This window comes from Mesorhizobium sp. M1182, assembly GCF_040318335.1.
Taxonomy (GTDB): Bacteria; Pseudomonadota; Alphaproteobacteria; order Rhizobiales; family Rhizobiaceae; genus Mesorhizobium.
In genome coordinates this window covers 126,051-143,168 of sequence record NZ_JAMYMD010000003.1, presented here as the reverse complement: position 1 = coordinate 143,168, position 17,118 = coordinate 126,051, and the positions used below count along the sequence as shown (strand labels likewise).

Genomic DNA, 17,118 nt, shown 5'->3' with positions numbered 1-17,118 from the left:
GCACGCATGGGAATGCTTGCATCGCTGATCTCGGGCCTCGCCTCGGGCGAAACCATTGCGGCGGTGCAACGCGCGCGTGTGGCTGCAATTGTCTATTCGGTCGCAGCGGTCGTAGCGCTGTGCGGCCTCGGCTTCCTGGTCGGGGCGGCCTATATCTGGACGGCGGCCCGCTATGGGCCGATGGCAGCTTCCCTGAGCTTCGGGATCGGCTTTCTCGCAATCGCCGGTCTCATCCTGCTCGTCTACCGGATGTCGGCCGGCTCGCGCGCCAGGCGCCGGGCGAAGCGACGCAACGCCGACATGAAGGCTATCGGGATCACTGCGGCACTCGCCGTGCTGCCGGCGCTGCTCAAGGGCAAAGATGGCCCGGGAAAGGCCGGACTGAGCGCGATTCTCGGTCCGGCGATAGCACTCGCTGCCTACGCCATCTACCGCGAGAACGTGAAGCGCGGCTCCGATGATCCGGATACCGGCAAACGCGAATAGTTCGGATGGGATAGTTCGGGGCAAACGATTCTGGCGCCGGTCGCAAAATCACAAATCTTCGAGCGGAATCGATATTTCCGCGACCACGCCGTCCGGCCGGAATTCATGGATCACCTCGCTGGAAATGACCTTGGCCAGGCTGCGGCGGATCAGGATCGAGCCGAAGCCATGGCGTTCGGGCGGCGCAACCCGCGGGCCGCCGCTTTCGCGCCAGGCCAGCAACAGACGGCGTGCGCCCTTCCTGCCTTGTACCCTCCAATCGAGATCGACCTTTCCGGAGGAAACCGAGAGCGACCCGTATTGCAGTGCATTGCTTGCCAGTTCATGCAGGATCAGCCCGAGCCCGACTGCCTGGTCGGGTGAGAGCAGGACATCGGCGCCGGAGATCGCCATGCGCGATTGTCCGGCGGCTTGGAACGGCTTTAGCTCGATCTCCACCAGCTCGCGGATGCCGATGCCGCGCCACTCGCGGTCCGACAGCAGGCTGTGCGCAACGCCCAGTGCCTGCAGCCTGGCGCTGAAGGCTTCGAGGAATTCGCTTGGCTGGCGGGCATGGCGAACGGTCTGCGTCGCCAGCGCCTGTACGGTTGCCAAAGTGTTCTTGACGCGGTGATTGAGCTCGCGCAGCAACAGTCGTTGACGTTCGTCGCCAAGCTTGCGTTCGGTAATGTCGTAGTTGACGCCGAAGATCAGCGTCGGCTTGCCATCGCCGTCGCGTTCTATGACGCGGCCGCGTGTTGCGATCCATCGCGGCGGATCGAGGCCTTTGACACGGTATTCGCCAAAATAATCGTCGCTGCCGGTCAGCGCGTCGCGAAAGCGTGTTTCGGTCTGGTGAACGTCGCGCGGGTCGATGGCGGTCAGGATGTCGCGCGCCCTCAGCCTGTTCGACTTCGGCAGGTTGAACAATTCGGACAGCAGGACATCGCAGTCGATCATATCGCTGCGGATATCCCATGCCCAGCTGGCAAGCGAAGCCGCGTCGAGCGCGATAGCGCGCCGCTTTTCCTCTCGAACCAGTGCTGCCTTGGCAATCGCCGCACTGCGGGTTGCATCCTTCAGCGTGAACAGGCTCGCGGCGAGGCCGGCCAGCGCCGACAGCTGGTCGAGCTGGACAGAGGAAGGACGTGCGTGCGGCTTCCGGTCGAGCACGCACAGCGTGCCGATCAGCGCGCCGTCGACTACGATGGGCACGCCTGCGTAAAAGCGGATATGATGCTCGCCGGTGACCAGCGGATTGGCTTTGAACCGCGGATCCGCCGCCGCGTCGGCCACCACCATCGGCACGTCGCCGGCTGCGATGGTATAGGCGCAGAACGATGTCTCGGTTGCGATTTCGGTCTCGTCGAGGCCGATACAGGACTTGAACCACTGCCGCTCGGCATCGACCAGCGTGATCAGTGCGACAGACGTTTGCATAGCCGAAGCGGCAAGACCGCCGATACGATCGAAATCAGGGTCGGCAGCCCCGTCCAGCGTGTCGAGGCCGTGCAGCACGGCAAGACGGTCCGCGGCGCCCACCACACGGCGAATATCGGCCGGCAGGCCCGGCGTGTTCTGGCTATTGTCGTCCACTATGCCCCCGGAGGCCGGCTCCGCTGATTGGTCAGGCCAACCGGCCCGTCTGCCGCCTTGCAGTGCCGGAACTTTCGCGGCGGGGGACCGTTACCAGCCAACGCCCCGCGAGTTACGCCTGCCGGCGCCAAATATGGAGCCAGACGATGCCAAAAACCATTCCTGAAAACAAAGCCCGTCAAGGGCGGCGGGGTCGGCATGTCCTTCGTATCCTGATCGCCGCGCTGTTGCTGGCTTTTATCGCCTGGGGCGTCGCCGAAATCTACGGCTGGATGATCGAGACGCCGAAGACCGAACAGGGCAACACGCCCAGCGGCTAGGTTCTCTCCATCGCTCGCGCCAGTTTGCATCACGCAACCCCACATCACGCATCCCACGTCAGGCAACCTTTGCCTCGACAGCGCGCGCCGGGACGAGAACATTCAACGCGCGCGGATGGATTTCGACGGTCGTCTCGCGATCGAGCTTTACCAGTTCGCCGTCCATGACGGCCTGAACTTTCCTGTTAGTCGAATGGATTTTCAAAACGGCGCGGTTTGCCTGATGGATTTCGACATGCTCGTTGCCGCGCCATTTCCCACGGGCGACGTCAAAGAGGAACCTGATCAATTCGCCGCGCCGCCGCGCCACGGTGACATAGATGCCCAGCACGCCGCCTGCCGGATTATCGGCATAGGGCAGGTGGCCCTCGCCAAACAGATTGTTGGTGATGCCGATACCGGTGATCCGGGTTCTGATCTCGGCCTCGCCGATCATCAGCGTTACGTTCATCGCCGGTGGATTGTTGATCGTCGCCCAAGCGGCTCGCACCGAGGCGCGCATCTTCCCCAACCGCGAGCCGAATTCCATCTTCTGGCGCAGTTGCACCATCCTGGCGTGCATGCCGATCGAGAATTGATGCACGAAGGGCCGGCCGTTGGCTGTTGCAATGTCAATCGCCATCACCTCGCCGTCGGCAAACGATTTCAGTGCCGCATCGAGGGTCTGCGGGATACCGAGGCCGCGCGCAAAAAGGTTCATTGTGCCAGCCGGCAGAATTGCCAGCGCCTTCTCCCCATTCATCAAACGGGCTGCCGCGGCCGAAATGGTGCCGTCGCCGCCGCCAGCCAGCACGACGTCGATGCCGCGCCTGGAAGCTACGCCGTCCAGCGTGGCGACGATATCCTTGCCGGCGACGATTTCGATATCAATCGAGTGGCCGGCAGTCTCAAGTGTGCTGCGCATCCGACTGGCGAAGGCCTCAAGATCGATGGTGCGCAGGGTGCCCCCGTCCTTGTTCAGCACCGCTGCAAACCGCATGGCCGTTCCATTTTCCAGCACCTATCGGGCCGGGACGTAGCCCCAGCCGGGAGTGGAACGGGGCGGCCGAGAAAATGTTCCTTTCGACCAACGCGGCGAATCCGAGAACCATTGACATCGCACCGGGTGCACCACGGCTTTTTTCGGAACAACAGTGTGGTCACAACGTTGTGAACATGCAGAAGACGCTGCGCCCGCAGTGACGCCAGGCGGGCACGGCGTGCACGAAATCACCGACGAGGAGACACTAAGATGATCCGCACCCTTTTAACCACGACAGCAGTCGCAACATTGATTGCGACGGGTGCATTTGCGCAGTCGGCGACGACCCCGGCGCCGGCGCAACCACCCGCCGTAGAGAATTCCGCTCCAGCCGCTCCGGTGCAACGCGCCGAGGGCAGCCTTGTCACCAATATCATCGGCGAGTCGGTCTATAACGGCACCGGCGACAATGCAGAGAATATCGGCAAGATCACCGATGTCGTCTTCGACGAGCGCGGCGAGGTAAAATCCGTCGTCATCGGCGTTGGCGGTTTTCTTGGCATAGGAACCAAGAACGTCGTTTTCGACTACAAGAAGATGCAATGGGCCGAAAGAAATGGCGACCGTTGGCTGATAGCGCAAACGACGAAGGATGAGTTGACGGCTCAGCCGGATTTCGACCGGAGGCCTTACGATCCGACTCCGCCACCAGCTTCGGCGGATAATGCGGCGCCTGCCGCCCCTTCCACCAGCGCGCAAAATACAACCCCGGCGCCTGCCGCGCCGGCTGAGCCAGTGAAGCGCGCCGAAGGCAATCTCGCCACCAATATCATCGGCGAGACCGTCTATAACGGCACCGGCGACGACGCCCAAAACATCGGTGACGTGAACGACATCGTCATCAACAAGGAAGCCAAGGCGCAATCGCTGATCATCGGTGTCGGCGGCTTCCTCGGCATCGGCGAAAAGAACGTCGCCTATGACTTCGATAAGGCGCAGTGGGCCGAGAGGAACGGCGATCGCTGGCTGGTCGCGCAAACGACCAAGGAAGAGCTGCAGGCGCAGCCAGACTTCAACCGCAAGGCCTATGATCCGGCCCCGGCAACCACTGCGTCGAACGATGCCAATGCGCCTGCTACCGTCACGCCTACCGTGATGGCCAGCAACACTGCGCCGAACGACAACACCGCAACGACCAACAACGCTGACCAAGCCGGCAAGACGGCTCAAAACGCTCCGGCAGCGGCGCCTCCGGCTAATTCCACGGCCGACCAGACCAAGACCGGGTCGATCGACAAGTCGACGCTAACCGAAATGCCGATGGGCGAAATCCGGGCCGAGGATCTGGTTGGAACAACCGTCTACGGCGCCAACGATGTCAACGTCGGCGAGATCGGCGATATCGTGCTGGGCAGCGACAAGAAGGTCGACGCAGTCATCATCGACGTTGGCGGCTTCCTTGGCGTCGGCGAGAAGGAGGTGGCGGTCGGCATGGACAACCTGAAATTCATGACCGACAAGAACGGCAAGCGCTATCTCTACACGAACTTCACCAAGGAGCAGCTTGAGGCGCAGGCCCCCTACGACAAGGCCAGCTATGCGCAAAATCGCGACAAACAGCGCATGATCATGCGCTAAGCTGCTCACAGGCCGACAGAGAAGCCCGCGCCGGCAACGGCGCGGGCTTTGCTTATCTCGAGGGGAAGCCCGCGACATGGCCGGCAACGCCATTGTCCGTCAATTCGGCGAGCGCCAGAGATTGGTCGAGATGCTCGGCCCGCCAGGCGAGCAACTTCTCGGCAAATTCCAACCGCACCGGCAGATAGGCTGGGTCGTCAGCGACGTTGGTCAGCTCGCCGGCATCTTTTTCCAGGTCGAAGAGCAAGGGCGGCAGGCCGCCGCCGAAATTCACATATTTGAACTTTTGCGTGCGGATGACGGCGAGATTGCACTGACGCGGACCGATGCCGAAATAGCGTTCTGCATCACCATCCGCAATCGAGCGGAAATCGAACTCCCAATGCGCCGCATCGCGCCAATTGTCCGGCTCCGTTGCGTCCAGGAAAGGCGCCAGCGAGCGGCCGTCGAGATGCGGCAGGACTTCGCCGCCAGTGAGCTCGAGCCCAGTGAGCTCGACCAAGGTCGGTGCCAAATCGACCGCCTCGGTGAAGCGGTCGACACTGCTGCCGGCCGCCTTGCGGCGGCGCGGATCGCGAATGACCAGCGGAATATGGAAGCTGCCGTCGAAGAAGCCGCCCTTGCCCAGCATGAAATGATCGCCCATCATCTCGGCGTGATCGGAGGTCAGCACGATGACGGTGTCGTCCCATGCATCGGCCGCCTTGACCGCTTGCCAGACGCGGCCAAGCTGCGCGTCGACCTCCGAGATCATGCCGTAATAGAGCGCCCGGATGCGGCGAAAATTATCGTCGCCCCAGTCGCGCACCTTGCCCTCCGAGCCGGGACGGAATTTCGACCGTTCCTGCCGGTTAAGTTCATAGGCGAGATAAGGGTGGCTTGCTGCTTCGGCCTGCCAGCTTTCCGCGCGGTCAAAAGCTGGACCGATGGCCGGATCGTACATGGCGTTGTAAGGCGCCGGCACGATGAAGGGCGGGTGGGGGCTGATGAAGGAAAGATGCGCGAACCACGGGGCATCGCGCTCCTGCTCGCCGAGCCAGCGGATGAATTCGCCGGCCAGGAAGGCCGACGGCGTCTCGTCCTTCGAATAGATTGGCGGACCGTTGCTGATCGCGCCGTCGTTTTCCAGGATTTCGCCCGCCGGGCGGTGAATGGCGGGGGAGCCGGCGCCGGCATCGACGCCGCGCGCCTTGAGCCATGACAGCCAGGGCTTCTGGTGCTCGGGCAGAAGCTGGCGCACGGTGAAGCCGGGCAGCACGCCTTCATAGCTTTTCAGCTGCGGGTCGCCAGGCGCCAGCGTGCGCGGGTCGCGCGCCATGTCGGTATAACCGAACAGCGTCGGATCATAGCCGAGGGCGCGTGCCCAGAGGGCTATGTTGCCGTGGCGGGCGTCGAGCGGCGTGCCGTTGCGGCAGACACGATTGTTCATCTGGTAGAGGCCGGTGTAGAGGCAGGCGCGTGCCGGCGAGCAAGGTGCGGCGCCGCCATAGTGCTTCTGGAACAGAACGCCCTCGGCGGCCAGCGCGTCGGCATTGGGCGTTCTTACCACCTTGTGGCCAGCAGCTGACAGGCAGTCGCCGCGCCACTGGTCGCAGGTGATCAGGAGAATGTTGGGGCGTTTTCCCGTCAACCGCGGTATCCTCACGCTGCTACATGCGTCGCTCATGGAGCGCAATTTCGGCGAGTATGCAAGCCGGTCCAGTTTGCCGAATGGTGAACAAAACCTGCTTCGTCGTTCACTTTAACAGCACAGTCCATTCTGTGTTTGCCGCCTTTGCGGCCAGGAGGCGGATGCTCATATTTGCGTGGACAGCGGCAAGGGCCGCACCAGCACAAGGGAAGGAGCAACAGACATGCTCGACCAGGTCAAGGGCCTGCATCACGTCACGTCGATGGCCAGCGATGCGCGCCAGAACAATGAATTCTTCACCGGGACGCTCGGTCTGCGGCGGGTCAAGAAAACCGTCAATTTCGACGCACCCGATGTCTACCACCTCTATTACGGCGACGAGGTCGGCACACCCGGCTCGGTGATGACCTATTTCCCGTTTCCCAACATCGGCAAGGGCCGCCATGGCGTTGGCGAGGTCGGCACCACCGCTTACTCGGTGCCTGAGGGCACGCTCGGCTATTGGGAGAAACGGTTTGCCGAGCAAGGCGTCACCGGGCTGTCCCGCGAGGAGACGTTCGGCGAGAAGCGTCTTGCCTTCGCCGGCCCCGATGGCGACGGGTTTGCGCTGGTCGAGGACAGAGCGGACAACCGTGCGCCATGGGCCAAGGGTGGCATTCCCACCGACGAGGCGATCCGCGGCTTTCACTCGGTGTCGCTCAGGCTGAAAGACGGTGGCGCCACCGAAGAGCTGCTGAAATTCATGGGTTATGAGGAGATCGACAAGTCCGGCAATGTCAGGCGGCTGGCGGTGAAGAACGGCAACGGCGCCGATGTCGTCGATATCGAATCGCTGCCAGGGGCCGGCTTCGCCAATCTCGGCGCCGGCTCGGTCCACCATGTCGCCTTTGCCGTCGAGAACCGCGCCAAGCAGCTCGAAGTGCGCAAGGCACTCCTCGATACAGGTTATCGGGTGACGCCGGTGATCGACCGCGATTATTTCTGGGCGATCTACTTCCGCACACCGGGGGGCGTGCTGTTCGAGGTCGCCACCAACGAGCCGGGCTTCGACCGCGACGAGGATACCGCCCATCTCGGCGAGGCGCTGAAGCTGCCGTCGCAACACCAGCATTTGCGGCCCTATCTCGAGCAGCATCTGCAGAAACTGGAAGACTGAGGGCAGGGTTATGAGCAAGGATTCGTATATTCACAAGGTGCTGCCCGGTTCGCTGGACGGACCGTTGCTCTTCGTCTTCCATGGCACTGGCGGCGACGAGGATCAGCTTCTGTCGCTTGGGCGCGATCTTGCGCCGCAAGCGACGATCGTCGCCCCGCGCGGCGATGTCTCGGAACAAGGCGCCGCACGCTTCTTTCGCCGTACCGGCGAGGGCGTTTACGACATGGGCGATCTCACGCGAGCGACGGACAAGATGGCCGGCTTCGTCAAGGCACATGTCGAGGCGGCAAAGCCATCTTCGGTGCTAGGCCTCGGTTATTCCAACGGCGCCAACATCCTGGCCTCGGTGCTGTTTGCCGAACCGTCGCTGTTCGACGCAACGGTGCTGATGCATCCGCTGATCCCGTTCGAGCCGGAGGTCAAGGGCAGCCTTGACGGCAGCCGCATCCTGGTCACCGCCGGCAGGCGAGACCCGATCTGTCCGCCTGATTTGACGGCGCGGCTCGAAGCCTATTTGCGCGCCGATGGTGCCGATGTCACAGTCGAGTGGCATGACGGCGGCCATGAGGTGCGGCCGAGCGAGATCGAGGCGGCGCGGCAGTTGTTCGCCGTAGCGCCGGATGAAAGGACCGCAAGCCATGTCTGACCTATTGCCAGAGATCGAGCTGGAGGACCGCGGCTCGAAGGGCCGCTACTTCCTGCGTGGGCCGAGCGGCGCCGAGGCGGAGATGACCTTCACCAAGGTCGGCGAGCACCAGATCATCATCGACCATACCGAAGTGCCGGATGCATTTCGCGGCCAGGGCGCGGGACTTCGCCTCGTCACCCGTGCCGTCGAGGATGCACGTGCGGCGGGCAAGACGATCATCCCGCTTTGCCCGTTCGCCAATGCTCAGTTCCGCCGCCATCCGGAATGGGCGGACGTGCTGAAGCGGTAAGAGAGACAGCCCCTCGATGAATGACAGGAGAAAGGGTGCGCGGCTTTACCGCGTGCCGCTTCGACCATTGGCGGCGTACAAACATAAGGCAAACATGCGGGAATTGCGCAGAGCGCTCGCCTTGCCTAAGTATTGGCAACAACCGGCTCGCCCTCCGCGGCCCGACCACTTCAACCGAATGGCCCTCCATGACCGAATCCGATCTCGTTCCCGTCTTCGACGGCCACAACGACACGCTGCTCAGGCTCTACCAGTCGAAGGATGCGGACCTCGAAAAGCTGTTCGTCGAGGGGACGCCGAGTGGCCATATCGACCTGCCGCGCGCGAAGAAAGGCGGATTTGCCGGCGGCATGTTCGCGATCTTCCCGCCGCCTGTCGAGAAATCCAAGCGCGGCGCGGTGCCGCTGGCGCCGAGCGACAGTGAGCCCTTGCCGCCCGAGGTTCCGCGCGCCGATGCGCTCAACTCCACCATAGCGATGGCCTCGATCCTGTTCAGGCTGGAGCGGGCTTCGGCGCTCACTGTCTGCCGCACCGCCGGCGATGTGAGGAAGGCGATGGCGCAAGGCTCGATCGCGGCGGTCTTCCACATCGAAGGGGTCGAGGCGATCGACCCTGAGCTCACCCTGCTCGATGTCCTCCACGCAGCCGGCCTGCGCTCGCTCGGTATCGTCTGGAGCCGTCCCAATGCCTTCGGCCACGGCGTGCCGTTCCGTTTCCCGTCGTCGCCCGATACAGGGCCGGGGCTGACCGATGCCGGCAAGGCGCTGGTGAAAGCCTGCAACCAGCTGAAGATCATGATCGATCTTTCGCATCTCAACGAAAAAGGTTTCCGCGACGTCGTCGAGATCAGCGACGCACCGCTGGTCGCGACCCATTCCAACGTGCACGCAATCTGCGGCCATTCGCGCAACCTCACCGAATGGCAGCTCGGCGCGATCCGCGACTCCGGCGGCATGGTCGGGCTGAACTTCGCCACCGGGTTCCTGCGTGAGGACGGCAGGATGAACGCCGACACCAGCCTCGACATCATGGTGCGCCATGTCGATTCGTTGCTGCAGGCGCTGGGCGAAGACGGCGTCGGCCTGGGCTCGGATTTCGACGGCGCCATGATCCCGGCCGTGATAGGCGACGTTGCCGGCCTGCCAAGATTGCTCGACGCTTTCGCGGCACGCGGCTTCGGGCGCGCGCTGATCGAGAAGATCGCCTATCGCAACTGGCTCGGCATGCTGGAAAAGACCATCGGCTAAGCGGGTGATGCCGGCTTGACCGGAATGCGATTTGGAGGCGGACTATTCGAAACCCAGCGTTTAAGCCAGTCCTGGCCAATGCCGCGGTCGCGGATGATCGGCAGCGGATCGGTCGAATCCAGCCTCGCACAAATACGGTAGACCTCCAGCGTTTCAGCGCTCATCTCGCCGTGTTTGTAGAAGAACATGGCCGCAGCATAGCGGGTGCGGCCCGACCATTTTTCGCCGAGCGGTGTGTTGATCAGCTGCCACTGTTCGGCGGCTTCGGCGTCGAGTTTGGGACTGTCGGTGTCGGCCATGTTTAGAAATCCGCAGGCGGACTGGCAGTGCGGCGGCCGAGCCTGACGACCAGCCGCGGCACCAGTTTGGCACGCTTCAGCAGCTTTTGATATTGCAGCTCGCGCCTGGCGTGGATCTCGACCCAAGATCCGCTGCAGGCGGGCTCGGCGGCGCTGATCTGGTCTGCATCGCCGGGACTGCTGCCTTTCGCCGACGGTGCCTTCGACGACGTTTTCTCCAAGGATGCAATCTCGACGAGAACATCCGAATATGGGCAGCCATGCAGAAGGTGCTTGACAGTGGCAAACACCGTCCCACTGATCTTCGCGGCCGATGCCGGTCGGCTAGCCGGCGATGCTGGAGACCATCACCCCGATGAAGACAACAGAGGCGCGCGAAGCCCTCCTCGAACCGGCGCGAAAAAGCGATTCCGAAAAGCGCGGCCGCAAAGCGTCGAAAGAGACAAGGCAGGTTCAACTGATCGAAGCGACTATCGATTCATTGGCCAAGCGCGGCTATTCGGAAACGACTATGGCCGACGTCGCCGACGGCGCCGGCCTGTCGCGCGGCATCGTCAATTTCCATTTCGAGAGCAAGGAGAAGCTGCTCGTCGCCACTTTGCAATACATGCATGACGAGTATTCGGCGCATTGGCGCGGCGCCTTGCAAAGGGCCGGCGATGATCCCGCCCGCCAGCTGCAGGCATTGGTGGCAGCCGATTTCAACCGCTCGATCTGCAACAAGCGCAAGCTGGCTGCTTGGTGTGCCTTCTGGGGCGAGGCCAAATCGCGACCGAAATATCAGGCGCTGAGCAGCGCACGCGATGCCGTCTACCAGAACATATTCATCGATCTTTGCGCGGCGCTCAAGCAGAGCGGCTTCTATGCCTATGAGCCGCAAGTCATGGCGCTGGCGCTCAGCGCCATGCTGGATGGTCTGTGGCTGCATTTGATGATGGGCACCGAGGACGCCACACGCGAGACGGCGCTGCAGGCCGCGAACGAGTTCCTGTCTGCGGCATTCCCCAAGCACTATCCGAACTCAGCAGCCCGCGGTGCCAGGCCGGCATGAACCATCAAAAAGAGGGTGGACCAGCAATGAAGACAATGATCCGGCGCCTGACATTCGAGAAGATCAAGGCCGGCTAATGAAGTTCAAGATCGAACGAGCCGATGTGGCCATCGTCGGCGCCGGCTTCACCGGCCTGTCGGCCGCGCGTGAATTGAACCACGCCGGCATCGATGCCGTGCTGCTCGAAGCCCGCGACCGTGTCGGCGGCCGCGTCGAAGCCGTGCAGAACGGGCTCGGCGAGCGGATCGACAGCGGCGGCCAGTTCTTGTGCGAAGACATGCCGGAATTAATGGCGCTGGTGCGAGCGCGCGGCAAGACATTGGTCGAGACCCATGTCGCAGGCGAATTCGTCACGCAGCCGCGAATGAGCGAGGCGCAAGCCGGGCGCACTTACGGCACTGCGATGCGAATGCGCGAGCGGATGAACGCGATCGCACCGACCGACCCGGCCATCGCCGGCTTGACAGTCGCGGCATGGCTCGATCGCCAGAACGATCCCGACGATGCCAAGGCCGCCTTTCGGTCGATGATCGAGGGCCTGTGGTGCCTGGCAATGGAAAGGCTGCCGCTGTGGTACTTGATCGACAATGATCGCCGCATCACCAACGAGGTGTCGGAGCTGCAATATTTCGTGGGCGAAACCATGCATTCGCTGGCGGATGATCTTGCGCGGGATCTCGGCGATCGACTGCGGCTGAATACAGCTGTCGAGGCTATTGAGCACGGGCCGGGAGGGGTTCGCGTCGTTTCGCCCGCCGGCGTGACCGAGGCACGAGCGGTACTGGTCGCGCTACCGCCGATGATGGCCTCGAGAGTGGATTTCGTGCCGCCGCTGCCGGCTGCGCTGGAGAGAGCCCTCGGCGTCTGGCAAAGCGGCGCGGTGATCAAAATGCTGGTGCGCTATCCCAAGGCTTTCTGGCGCGACAGGGGCTTGAGCGGCATGGTAATGTGGCGGGAGCCGCACGGACTTTTTGCCTGCGATGCCAGCAAGGATGAGGATCATGCAGCACTTGTCGTCTTCATCGGCGGGCCGCTGGCGCAGCGCTGGCGGGATATGGACAGCGCGGCGCTACGCGCAACGGTGACATCAAAGCTGCAAGATGCGCTCGGTATCGAGGCCGCCGGCGTCACCGATCTCAGCCATCGCGACTGGACCGGGGATCACTGGAGCGGCGGCGGTTACAGCGATTCGATCGTCGATGCGACGGCAACGGATGCCGAACGCATTATCCGGGCGGGCGCCCCGCCGGTGCATTTTGCCTCGTCGGAGCTGTCGCCGTCATTTCCGGGCTATGTCGAGGGCGCGATCGTCGCCGGTCGCACTGCTGCGCAAAAAATTATTCAGTCGGTTATCGCCAGCAGAGCCTCAGGGTCATAAGCGAGGCGGATCGAGGTGCCGACCTGCATCGACGCGCATTGCCACGAGCTCGGCCTGTTGGTCCGGCTACTGATCAACATGTGCGTGATGTCGCCGCCATTAATCATCAAGCGCCAGTAGATCGACGATATGGTGTCGATCCTGCGCGAAGGCATTTCGCGCGCGATGGACGATCTGCGCCGCGAAGATGTCTGGCGGGGATAGGCGTTTATCGCCGGCAATCTCAGCCGTGGCATTGGTCGGCCGCTGGCAAGGTGGGCGGGGTCGATGAACTGGGCGGTGCCGCGATCTTCCTGGTTTCCGACGCGTCGAGCTTCATGACCGGCCAGATCATCTATATCGAAGGCGACATGACCCGGACCCGTATGAGCGCGACTGTCGCTGTCGGGCGCATGGAAGACCGGTCGGCCTCGGGGCTGCCCCGCAAAAGGCAGGGCTCGTCATTTGCACGCTCTTAGCTTCACCGCTAAGCTTCTTTGGCTGGGGTATTTTCCTCAGATCACATTCGCCATCCCAAGGATCTCATGACACCCGACACAGCAACGCGCGAACAGTTCGCCATCGATCTCGCGCGGCGCGCCGGCGCGCTCGGCCTGAAGTATTTTCGCGACCTCGACAGCCTCGCCATCGAGAGCAAAGGTCATCAGGACATGGTCTCGCAGGCTGACCGCGAGGTCGAGCTGTTCATCCGTGCGGCAATGAAAGCCGCTTACCCGACCGATGGAATTGTCGGCGAGGAGCATGCCTCGGTCACCGGATCGAGCGGGCATGTCTGGGTGATAGATCCGATCGACGGCACCGCGAATTTCGTGCGGGGCATTCCGGCCTGGTGTGTGGTCATCGCCTGCGCCAAGGACGGCGACACTGTCGTGGGTGTCATCCACGAGCCCTCTACCGGCGAAACGTTCCATTGCCGTAAGGGCGGCGGCGCTTTTCTCAACGGCAAGCCGATCAGGGCAAGCGCGGCCACCAGCCTGACCGACGGCTCGTTGGGCACCGGCTTTTCCAACCGCGCCGAAATGCAGAACGTCGCAACGCTCATCGGTTTGCTGTTTTCACAGGGCGGCGTGTTTTTCCGTAACGCATCCGGCGCGTTGATGCTCGCCTATGCGGCCGCCGGCAGGCTGCTCGGCTATGTCGAAGAGCATATGAACGCCTGGGACTGCCTGGCAGGCATGCTGCTGGTGGAAGAAGCCGGCGGCACTATAGTCAAGCCCGACCCAAAGACGGTGCTGGAAAACGGCGCGCTGGTGATTTGCGCCGGCAGCGGCGTGTTCGCCCAGGTCCGCCAGCTCTGCGTGCAATCCTTCAAGCTTTGATCAGAACCGGTCCGCATGAGCAGCGGCGATTTGTATTTCCACTGTCAGGCCCTCCTCGGCTGCCTGCAGATGCGGATCGCCGGCTCCGCCCCACCAGATGTCTCCCTTTGGGTTGGCGGCCTCGGCGCGCAATTGCGCATAGATTTCGCCAGCGCTCTTGCGGGTCATATTGACGGTGATGCCGGTCTTCTCCTCGAACGCCCGCGCCGTCTGCTGGCACCAGACCTCGTCAACGCCGCAAGACATGGTCAGGCTTTCGGCGGACGCCGATGACGACGCGGACCACATACCGGCGGCGAGGATGCCGGCGCAGAGAATTGCCCTTTTATCACGTTGAAATTCCTCCCTAATTTATTTGCCGACTTATGAAATGCAGATACGCGGAAAATTCAAGTTGGAAGGGTACGGCCGCCTTTGCGCCTTTCGCCGACTTCCCGCTCGATGTGTTCGACAGGTTGATGCGGATCAATCTTTGCAGCCACCTGGCCGACCGTCCTGCGCCGCCGAACATTCTCAGACGATGGCCCGGTCCCAGCCGCCATAATGCGCAGCGCTGCGCGTGCCGCGCGGCAGGCTGAGCCCGACCAGCAGCGCTCCGATCGCCAGATTGGCGAGGCTCGCCGCCGCGCCGCCGGCTGAGCCCGACCAGCAGCGCTCCGATCGCCAGATTGGCGAGGCTCGCCGCCGCGCCGCCGGCGAGCATGAACGGAGAGAGGGCGATCCAGGCTCCAAGCGCTATGTTCACAAAGCGGACGGCGCGCGCCACCTCGGCCATCGCCGTAACGGCGATCATGATGACCAGGCAGCCGGTGACATTATCACTGAAGTAGAGCGGCGGGCTGGTGCCGAAGACAAGCGGCGTGATCATCAGCAGGGCGCCGGCGAGTGTGCTGGCGACAAGGGTCCGGGGAAAATTCACACCGCCAGTGACGAAGTCCCGCGCCACTGCCGATAGCGGCCGGTCGAGATCCGGCGTTGGCGTCTGGTCCTCCGAAAGTGCCGGACCTCCGCACCAGAATGTGCGCCAGAACGGCTCTCCCGCTTGTTTCGCGTGCCAAAGATACTGGCAGCTCGCCAGCACCTCGTCGACCGAATAAGGGATGAGGACGACGGTGACGGCAGCCTGGACGATGCAGAGCGTGCACAGCGCCCCGATGAGCGGTGGCTGAATGATGATGAAGCCGACGCTGACCACACCGAGCGGAACGACCAGCAAGCCGAACAAAAGCACCATCCACGGCATGGTACGCCAGCGGCGGCGATCGCCGATCGCGCCCGCGAGGATATCCAGCGCATAGGCAAAGGCGCCCAGCCCGGCATCGGCGATCGGAAAACCCTTGGAGACCCAGGAGGTGACCACCGCCTCGCTGCCATTGCCGGCCGGCGTTTCGCCCGGGCCGAAGAACGGATCCCAAAGACTGTCGATGTGCCCTAGCTGATAGGCAGCGAGATAGCGCGAGACGAACAGGCCGACAAAGGCGAGGCCGATTATGGGAATGCGCTGGGTGAAGAGGGAGGGCGAATAGCTCCAGCCGAGCGGGCGGTCGTCATCGGCGGCAAGGGCACGCCGGCTGATACCCGGCGTCGGCGGGATCATCACCGCGAACGCGACGATCAGCATGCCGGCCAACGTGTCGGTCGCGTAGGCTCCGGCGCTGGTGGTCCAGAACAGCAGCGGCGCGAACATCACCCAAACCCCGATCGAGGCGGTGATCCATTGCAGCCCGTGCCAGCGCCGGCGCATGCCGACGAGCGCCAGCGACAGGATGGCGAGGCCGGATACGATCTCACTGATGCCGAGCCTGCCATCGCGCGTCTCCGGCGAGGCGATCTCATGTCCGAGCGCCGGCGGAATCGGTGCTGAAGCGGGATCGAACAGGCCGAGCGTGAAGGGCGACGCCACGAGCCACAGCCCGATCGCAACGTTGGTCAGCGGCGCCCAGAGCGTTGCGGCCCGGCGGCGTTCGGTTTCCGCCTCGACCTCGTCGTCCGAGCGCTCGAGCGGGCGCTGCAGCCGTTCGGCGGCCTGGTCGAGCTCGGGCGCGGAAGCGGCGGCCGCCGACGGTTCAAGCTTGTTCTTCTTGTACCAGTCGGTAGGATCCGCCTTCAGCCGCCGGATCATTTCCGGCAAGGTAGCGGTCAGGCGGTGCCGCGGGTTCCAGCCAAGCAGGCGCCTGGCGCGGGAGATGTCGATCTCGTAGTGATCGTCGGCGTTCTCGATCATCCATGGCTTGATGTCGGACTCCTGGTCGAGAACCTTCTCCTGCATCCAGGCACCGAGCTTCGTCACCTCTTTCGGCAGGGACAGGGTCCGCCAGGTCTCGCCATGCAGGAGCTGCCCGATCTGCTTCTGCATCTCGTCGTAAGACGGCGTCTCTTCTTCGCCGATCAGCAGTACGGTCTCGTCGGGAAGCGGGCTGCGCCGGTCGACAGTGCGCACCACGGCGTCGACGAGATCGTCCAGATGCAGGTAGGGCTGGCCGGTGGTGATGTCGCCGGTGAAAAGATAGGCGGTCGGCATGCGCTCGAAAATGCGGGCGATCTGCTGGGCGATGAAGGCCGCGTGACAATCCTCGTCATAGACACCCGCCAGTCGCAGGATCGCAACCTTGATGTCGCCGTGCTCCTTCTGGATCAGCGTCTCGGTCTCGGCCTTCGATCTCGGATAGGCCCAGGCCGGATCGATCGGCGATCGCTCGTCGATCCTGGCGCCCTTTGCCGGGCTCGGCGCATGCACCAGCAGCGTGCTCGAAAACACGAACTGCTCCGTCTCGAACCCCCTCAGCGCGTTCAGCAGCCGGCGCGTTCCCTCGACGGTCACCGCGCCGTATTTCGGATTATCCTCGCCGGTCGTGTCGTAATAAGCCGCGAGATGGATCACCGAGGCAACGCGGCCGCCGCTCCGCTCGCGCACCTCGGCCAGTGCCTTCGCCACGCTCGCGTCCGAGGTAAGGTCGATCTCGATCGTCTCGACGCTGGGCAAGGATCGTCTGGCAACATCAAGGCCGATGATGTCGTAGCGCTCCATCAAGCCGCGAGCGATGGCCTGGCCCAGAAACCCGCTGCTGCCTGTGATCAGGACGGTGGGACGGGTTTTGCCGGTCATGGCGAATCTCCTTG

At 63.2% G+C, this 17,118-nt stretch carries 17 protein-coding genes and 2 pseudogenes; 12 read left to right on the top strand and 7 right to left on the bottom strand.

Annotation, left to right across the window (positions count from 1 at the left end):
• The first annotated feature begins 6 nt into the window (after positions 1–6).
• Positions 7–486 (top strand): hypothetical protein, encoded by a 480-nt coding sequence (locus NKH33_RS05585; protein ID WP_352918433.1) that lies wholly within the window; start codon positions 7–9, stop codon positions 484–486.
• 48 nt (positions 487–534) lie between these two features.
• Here the strand turns inward: NKH33_RS05585 and NKH33_RS05580 are convergent, their stop codons facing one another.
• Entirely contained in the window at positions 535–2,061 is a 1,527-nt protein-coding gene (locus tag NKH33_RS05580; RefSeq protein WP_352613535.1) for a sensor histidine kinase, read from the bottom strand.
• Positions 2,062–2,207: 146 nt separating this feature from the next.
• Between NKH33_RS05580 and NKH33_RS05575 the strand changes: the two genes are divergently transcribed.
• On the top strand, positions 2,208–2,381 hold the full coding sequence (locus tag NKH33_RS05575) for a hypothetical protein (protein WP_292659198.1): 174 nt from the start codon (positions 2,208–2,210) through the stop codon (positions 2,379–2,381).
• Between the two features lie 58 nt (positions 2,382–2,439).
• Here NKH33_RS05575 and NKH33_RS05570 read toward each other — a convergent pair whose 3' ends face one another.
• Positions 2,440–3,360: a diacylglycerol/lipid kinase family protein gene (locus NKH33_RS05570; RefSeq protein ID WP_352471119.1), complete on the bottom strand. Its 921-nt coding sequence runs from the start codon at positions 3,358–3,360 to the stop codon at positions 2,440–2,442.
• A gap of 252 nt (positions 3,361–3,612) precedes the next feature.
• Between NKH33_RS05570 and NKH33_RS05565 the strand changes: the two genes are divergently transcribed.
• Positions 3,613–4,980 carry a PRC-barrel domain-containing protein gene (locus NKH33_RS05565; protein ID WP_352540232.1) on the top strand — a complete coding sequence of 456 codons (1,368 nt, stop codon included), beginning with the start codon at positions 3,613–3,615 and terminating at the stop codon, positions 4,978–4,980.
• Positions 4,981–5,032: 52 nt separating this feature from the next.
• Here NKH33_RS05565 and NKH33_RS05560 read toward each other — a convergent pair whose 3' ends face one another.
• Positions 5,033–6,646: an alkaline phosphatase family protein gene (locus NKH33_RS05560; RefSeq protein WP_502896448.1), complete on the bottom strand. Its 1,614-nt coding sequence runs from the start codon at positions 6,644–6,646 to the stop codon at positions 5,033–5,035.
• A 187-nt stretch (positions 6,647–6,833) separates the two neighbouring features.
• Between NKH33_RS05560 and NKH33_RS05555 the strand changes: the two genes are divergently transcribed.
• From NKH33_RS05555 to NKH33_RS05540, 4 genes are all read left to right on the top strand, one after another.
• Positions 6,834–7,766 (top strand): VOC family protein, encoded by a 933-nt coding sequence (locus tag NKH33_RS05555; protein WP_352918430.1) that lies wholly within the window; start codon positions 6,834–6,836, stop codon positions 7,764–7,766.
• A gap of 10 nt (positions 7,767–7,776) precedes the next feature.
• Complete coding sequence (locus tag NKH33_RS05550) at positions 7,777–8,412, top strand: alpha/beta hydrolase (protein ID WP_352686686.1); 636 nt, start codon at positions 7,777–7,779, stop codon at positions 8,410–8,412.
• Positions 8,405–8,704: a GNAT family N-acetyltransferase gene (locus tag NKH33_RS05545; RefSeq protein WP_352451160.1), complete on the top strand. Its 300-nt coding sequence runs from the start codon at positions 8,405–8,407 to the stop codon at positions 8,702–8,704. The genes NKH33_RS05550 and NKH33_RS05545 overlap by 8 nt, the downstream gene beginning before the upstream one ends.
• Positions 8,705–8,892: 188 nt before the next feature.
• Positions 8,893–9,951 (top strand): dipeptidase, encoded by a 1,059-nt coding sequence (locus NKH33_RS05540; RefSeq protein WP_352686689.1) that lies wholly within the window; start codon positions 8,893–8,895, stop codon positions 9,949–9,951.
• Here NKH33_RS05540 and NKH33_RS05535 read toward each other — a convergent pair.
• Both NKH33_RS05535 and NKH33_RS05530 read right to left on the bottom strand, forming a co-directional pair.
• Positions 9,948–10,250: a hypothetical protein gene (locus tag NKH33_RS05535; RefSeq protein WP_352918427.1), complete on the bottom strand. Its 303-nt coding sequence runs from the start codon at positions 10,248–10,250 to the stop codon at positions 9,948–9,950. The two genes, NKH33_RS05540 and NKH33_RS05535, sit on opposite strands and share 4 nt — an antisense overlap.
• 2 nt (positions 10,251–10,252) lie before the next feature.
• The gene (locus tag NKH33_RS05530) at positions 10,253–10,471 is read right to left on the bottom strand and encodes a hypothetical protein (RefSeq protein WP_352918616.1); all 219 of its coding nucleotides are present in this window, start codon (positions 10,469–10,471) and stop codon (positions 10,253–10,255) included.
• A 113-nt stretch (positions 10,472–10,584) separates the two neighbouring features.
• On the opposite strand from NKH33_RS05530, the gene betI reads away from it, so the two are divergent.
• From betI to NKH33_RS05505, 5 genes and pseudogenes are all read left to right on the top strand, one after another.
• On the top strand, positions 10,585–11,301 hold the full coding sequence (gene betI, locus NKH33_RS05525; RefSeq protein WP_502893699.1) for a transcriptional regulator BetI: 717 nt from the start codon (positions 10,585–10,587) through the stop codon (positions 11,299–11,301).
• 76 nt (positions 11,302–11,377) lie between these two features.
• Positions 11,378–12,679, top strand: coding sequence for a flavin monoamine oxidase family protein (locus NKH33_RS05520; protein WP_352618137.1), 1,302 nt, complete (start codon positions 11,378–11,380; stop codon positions 12,677–12,679).
• A gap of 27 nt (positions 12,680–12,706) precedes the next feature.
• A pseudogene (locus NKH33_RS05515) lies at positions 12,707–12,883 on the top strand (aspartate aminotransferase family protein); the annotation flags it as partial.
• Between the two features lie 50 nt (positions 12,884–12,933).
• Entirely contained in the window at positions 12,934–13,137 is a 204-nt protein-coding gene (locus NKH33_RS05510; protein WP_352618134.1) for a hypothetical protein, read from the top strand.
• Between the two features lie 66 nt (positions 13,138–13,203).
• Complete coding sequence (locus NKH33_RS05505) at positions 13,204–13,998, top strand: inositol monophosphatase family protein (RefSeq protein ID WP_352618131.1); 795 nt, start codon at positions 13,204–13,206, stop codon at positions 13,996–13,998.
• Here NKH33_RS05505 and NKH33_RS05500 read toward each other — a convergent pair whose 3' ends face one another.
• On the bottom strand, positions 13,999–14,244 hold the full coding sequence (locus NKH33_RS05500) for an extracellular solute-binding protein (protein WP_352618129.1): 246 nt from the start codon (positions 14,242–14,244) through the stop codon (positions 13,999–14,001).
• A gap of 267 nt (positions 14,245–14,511) precedes the next feature.
• Positions 14,512–17,104, bottom strand: a pseudogene (locus tag NKH33_RS05495) (NAD-dependent epimerase/dehydratase family protein).
• Positions 17,105–17,118 lie beyond the last annotated feature (14 nt).